General features: G+C 60.9%; 4 protein-coding genes. All 4 read right to left on the reverse strand.

The window, feature by feature from the left end; translation table 11 throughout:
• The coding region (locus PFH44_RS24625; RefSeq protein WP_283826456.1) for a c-type cytochrome at positions 1-1,286 on the reverse strand (1,286 nt) is incomplete at its 3' end.
• A 10-nt stretch (positions 1,287-1,296) separates the two neighbouring features.
• Positions 1,297-3,081, reverse strand: coding sequence for a GMC family oxidoreductase (locus tag PFH44_RS24630; protein WP_123708231.1), 1,785 nt, complete (start codon positions 3,079-3,081; stop codon positions 1,297-1,299).
• 2 nt (positions 3,082-3,083) lie between these two features.
• The gene (locus tag PFH44_RS24635; RefSeq protein ID WP_283826458.1) at positions 3,084-3,821 is read right to left on the reverse strand and encodes a gluconate 2-dehydrogenase subunit 3 family protein; all 738 of its coding nucleotides are present in this window, start codon (positions 3,819-3,821) and stop codon (positions 3,084-3,086) included.
• Between the two features lie 574 nt (positions 3,822-4,395).
• Positions 4,396-5,380 (reverse strand): ABC transporter ATP-binding protein (locus tag PFH44_RS24640; RefSeq protein WP_283826457.1); only part of this gene is annotated, 985 nt, incomplete at its 5' end.

The raw sequence follows: 5,380 nt of genomic DNA on the forward strand, positions 1-5,380 counted from the left end.
GGTACGATCGACCTGTCCTTGCGGACTTTCGCCACGTCGCTGGCGGTGACCGGCGGCGCGCTGTTGCCCCAGCTGGTGCGGATGAAGTTGACAACATCCGCCACCTGCCCGTCGTCCAGGCGCCAGCCAAACGGCGGCATGGTCAGGTTAGAGACCGCATTTTTCACCGCCGGCGTGGTGCTGCCCGTCAGGATGATGTGGATAAGCGACGTCGCATCCTGCGTCTGCACCACCGGGTTGCCCTTCAGCGCCGGGAAGGCGCGTTTATAGCCCGCGCCGTCGGTACGGTGACAGGCCGCGCAGTTATCGACGTACAGCGCCGCGCCGGGCTTGCTGTCATCCCCCTTCCACAGATCTTTCGCCACGCTGTCCTCCACCGGCGCAGGGGTCTGCTGACCGCCGCGCGGCGGCAGGGATTTCAGGTAGCGGGCAATCGCCGTCACGTCCTCGTCGGAGAGATACTGCAGGCTGTGCTCCACCACGTCGCTCATGCCGCCGAAGACCACCGACTTATCGTTGCGGCCGGTTTTCAGGAACTCCGCCAGCTCCGCCTCGCTCCAGCTGCCGAGGCCGTCGCGGTTTTCGCCGCGCAGGCTCGAGGCGACCCAGCCGTCCACCGGCGCGCTGCTGCCGGAGAGGAAATCGTCGCCTTCGGTTTCGCTCAGCGCCTTCTCCTGCATGGTCAGGCTACGCGGCGTATGGCAGGCGCCGCAGTGGCCGAGCCCCTCAACCAGATAGCGGCCGCGCTCAAGCAGCGGGTCGGCCTGCGGATTAGCAACAAAATCGCTCGGCGCGGGCGCGAAGATCCCGCGCCAGAACACCAGCGGCCAGCGCATAGAGAGCGGCCACGGGATATCGCTGTCGCGATTCGCCGCGTTTACCGGCGCCACGCCGTGCATAAAGTAGGCGTACATTGCCCGCATGTCCGCTTCGCTGATGCGCGCGAACGACGGGTACGGCATCGCCGGATAGAGCGTCGAGCCGTCTTTACGCACCCCTTTACGCACCGCATCGTCGAACTCTTCAAAGGTATAGTCGCCGATACCGTGGGTTTTATCCGGGGTAATGTTGGTGGAGTAGATGGTGCCGATTGGCGTCCCCATCGGCAGACCGCCGGCGAAGGGCTGGCCCTCTTTACCGTTGGTATGGCAGGCGACGCAGTCCCCCGCGCGCGCCAGATACTCACCCTGTTTAATTAAGCTGCCGTCGGCCGGGGCCTCCTCGGCGAAAGCGGAAAAACTCAGCGCACCGAGCACCAGTGCAGATAGCCATTGCATCTTCATCATTTGCCTTCCTTTATGCCTGCACCAGTGGACCCGGGTTTTTCAGGTACCGTTCGCGGATCGCTTTTGCCGACCAGTAGGCCAGCGCGGCCACGGTTCCCGTCGGGTTATATCCCAGGCCCTGCGGGAAGGCAGAGGCGCCGATAACGAAAACGTTGTGCACATCCCAGCTCTGCAGATAGCGGTTAACGGCGCTGGTTTTCGGGTTCTCGCCCATCACCGCCCCGCCGTTCATGTGGGTGGTCTGATAGCTGGTGGTATCAAAGTGGCTGTTGGCGTTTTTCGGGCTGCCGAGCATATATTTCGGCTTCATGGCTTTGGCAATCGGCGCCATCTTGTCGAACATAAACTGCGCCATCTTGATGTCGTTTTCCTGCCAGTCAAAGGTCATGCGCAGCAGCGGCTGGCCAAAGACGTTTTTGTAGTTCGGATCGAGGTCAAGATAGTTCTGGCGGTAGGATTGATGCGCGCCGTGCGCGTCCATCGACAGATGGTGGGTATAGGTGTCGGCAACCGCCGCTTTCCACCTGCTGCCCCACGCCGGGGTGCCCGGCGGAACCGGCAGGCCGGAGATAGGCTTGGTCCCGGCCTGGTTGACCCAGAACGGAGAGCCGCCGACAAAACCGGCGGCGCCGTGATCGAAGTTATCGCCGTTAAAGTCATCAATCCCGACGCCGTTGCCGCCGGCGCCAATAAACGGGTTGGTGACGGTATCTTTATCGAAGATAGCCTTAATGGTGGTCATGTTCTGATAGGCAAAGTTGCGCCCGACCACCCCTTCGCCGGTTTGCGGATCGTAGGGTTTGCCGATGCCGGAGAGCAGCATCAGGTGCACGTTGTGGAACTGGAAGGCGCCGATGATAACCAGATCGGCCGGCTGCTCCATCTCCCGCCCCTGGGCGTCGACGTAGCTGACGCCGGTGGCCCGCTGCCGGTCGGGGGTGAGGTTAACCTTCAGCACGTTGGCGTTGGTGCGCAGCTCAAAGCGCTTCTCCTGGCGCAGCGCCGGCAGGATATTGACGTTTGGCGAGGCCTTGGAATACATGTAGCAGGCGTAGCCGCTGCAGTAGCCGCAGAAGTTGCACGGCCCCATCTGCGCGCCGTAGGTGTTGGTATAGGAGTCAGAGGTGTTGGCCGACGGCAGGTTGTACGGGTGATAGCCCACCTCGCGCGCCGCCTTCTCAAACAGCTGCGCCGACCAGGTATTCTTCTGCGCCGGCAGCGGGAAGTCGTCCGAGCGATCCGGGGCAAAGACGTTGCCGCCGCGATCCTTCCCGACCACCTTCCCCTTCACCGACCAGGCGGTGCCCGAAGTGCCGAAAACCTTTTCCGCCTTATCAAAGAACGGCTCCAGCTCGTCGTAGGTGACGCCGAAATCCTGGATGATCATATCCTGCGGGATAAAGCTTTTGCCGTAGCGCTCCTCATAGTGGCTGCGCATCCGCAGCTCAATCGGGTCAACGCGGAAGTGCACCCCGGACCAGTGCAGGCCCGCGCCGCCAACGCCGGTTCCCGGCAGGAAGGCCGCCAGCTGACGGTACGGCACCGCATCCTGAGCGCTATTATGGCGAATGGTGACCGTGCTTTTCGACAGGTCCTGGAACAGCTTGCGGCGAATGTTGTAGGTCAGCTCATCGACCACCTGCGGATAGGCGCCATCGGGCCAGGTATCGCGCATCGGGCCGCGCTCCAGCGCCACCACGTTGAGGCCCGCTTCGGTCAGCTCTTTGGCCATAATGGCGCCAACCCAGCCAAAGCCCACAATCGCGACATCGGTTTTTTTCAGTACGGTGGCCATCGTTACGCCCTCTCCCCATTAATTGATACCGGCGGGAGGGGATAGCGTTCACCCCGTTCAACCCAGTCCATAAAGTCGGCGCGCGCGCCGGGAAAATTAATCAACGTCCAGCCGACCATGCCCTTATTGCCGCCATGAATCGGGTCGCTGAAGAATCCTTCGCGGGTGTTCTGCAGCAGATAAGAGAAGAACAGCGAGGACGGCAGCTGCTTAAACGCGGCGCTGCCCGCTTCAAACTGGCCCAGCGCGGCGTCCTGCTGCCCGGCGGTCAGTTCGGCAAAAGGCTTCTGATGCTGGCTGCGGCACCATTCGTCGGCGTCCGCAATCCCGAGGTTGTAGATCTGTTTCGGCACCAGCGGAAGCTGGTAGCCCATCTCTTTCGGCACGTCCGGGTTAAACGGACCCTGCATATACCAGATGGAACCGGTAGCATAGGGGGTATTCATCTGGCGATCGATAAACTCCGGAACCCCCGCCTCGCGCGCGCCGGGCCCCAGCTCGTCGGCCGGGATAAGGCGAGCCACCGCGGCATTGATAAACGCCCACTCCTGCTCGTTGAAGAACTGCGGCTGCCAGCCCTCGCCGGCCGGCGTTTTTGCCGCGGCGTCGGATGCCTGGGCCTCAGCCGCGGCGCCAATGGCCCCGACGCCGCCGCCAGCGATGACGACCGTTGGAATCAAGGCCATTGATTTTACTAAAAAATCACGCCTCGAGCTGTTGGTTTTTTCACTCGACATTATCACATTCCTGTCATTTTAAATGGCTGCTTTTGTAGGTTACAAGCCCAGCAATATCGAATCTGGAACCGATACCATTCAGCCTCCGCATCGCGGGACCTGCCGGTTCGATTCCGTTAAGTCGTACAAAAAAATCGCCGTTGGCGAGGTGATTATTTATCGCGTTATCGTTTGGATATTAGTCGATTCTCAAAATCCGTCGTCGAAACGGAAAAAATATTCCCGGGATTTGATAATGAGAACGTTTATTAAATAACCTGGATGCAGAAGCTCGTGCGGAATCACCGAAGGCGTAGTGCTTATCCGTGCCAAAAAAAGAGTGATATGTATCACAAATGTTATTATTTGTTTATGGTACATGTCTGCCTGGCGGCGTGCAAACGCCAGCGTCGGCAAATATTAAACAATTTGAGCGGTTAAATTAGTTAATTACGGATATTAATTACTTTACTTTCGCCGGCGTCTGGCGGTTATTTGCGCCGTGCCGGGCGAGCGTTATCAGCTATTAATCGCGCCGCCCGTCCCTATTTATTTCGACCGTCGCCCCTTCTCGCCGCGACCGATTTTATGCCGTCACCTAAGGCGTCGGGAATATCCACAGGTCGTCGGCGGGAAGCGTAATATGGCAATGCTCCGCGTCGCGCAGCGCCGAGCCGTAGGCGCGAATGGCAAAGTCATCCCCGCGGGTGCGGAACAGATATTCCCAGCGGTCGCCAAGATACATGCTGGTCAACAGCGGCAGCTCGAGCATGTTGTCTTCCGGGGAGGAGCCGAGACGCAGGCGCTCAACGCGGATCACCGCCGTTGCCTGCTGACCGACGCTGAGCCCCTCTCCCGCCATGCCCCACAGCGCCCAGCTGGCACCCTCGATGCGCGCCCGGCCGTTTTCAAGAGCCGTTATCTTACCGCGCAGGCGGTTGTTGCTGCCCATAAACTCGGCGGCAAACAGCGTCGTCGGATTGCCGTACATCTCCTGGGGCGTGCCCTGCTGTTCGATCACCCCGTTGTTCAACAGCAGGATACGGTCGGATATCGCCATCGCCTCATTCTGGTCGTGAGTCACCATCAGCGCCGAGAGCCCGAGCTTGATAATCAGCTCGCGCAGAAAGACCCTCGCCTCTTCGCGCAGCTTGGCGTCGAGGTTCGACAGCGGTTCGTCGAGCAGGATAACCGGCGGGTTGTAGACCAGCGCCCGGCCAATAGCCACGCGCTGCTGCTGGCCGCCGGAGAGCTGATGGGGATGGCGGCTGCCAAGATGCCCCAGGCCGAGCTGGTCAAGCACCGCCTGCACCCGCTGGGCGATTTCGCCGCTGGCGACCTTGCGCAGCCTGAGCGGATAGGCGACGTTTTCAAATACGGTCTTATGCGGCCACAGGGCATAGGACTGGAACACCAGCCCCAGATTGCGCTCCTCGGCGGGGATTTCGCTGCGCGGATTGCCGTCGTAGACCGCGGTTTTGCCAATGGTAATCCGCCCGGCGGTGGGCTTCTCCAGCCCGGCGACGGCGCGCAGCAGGGTCGTTTTCCCGCTGCCGGACGGCCCGAGCAGCGACACCACTTCC

Origin of the sequence: Klebsiella sp. Ech2A, from assembly GCF_030078455.1 — a bacterium.
Classification (GTDB): domain Bacteria; phylum Pseudomonadota; class Gammaproteobacteria; order Enterobacterales; family Enterobacteriaceae; genus Klebsiella; species Klebsiella terrigena.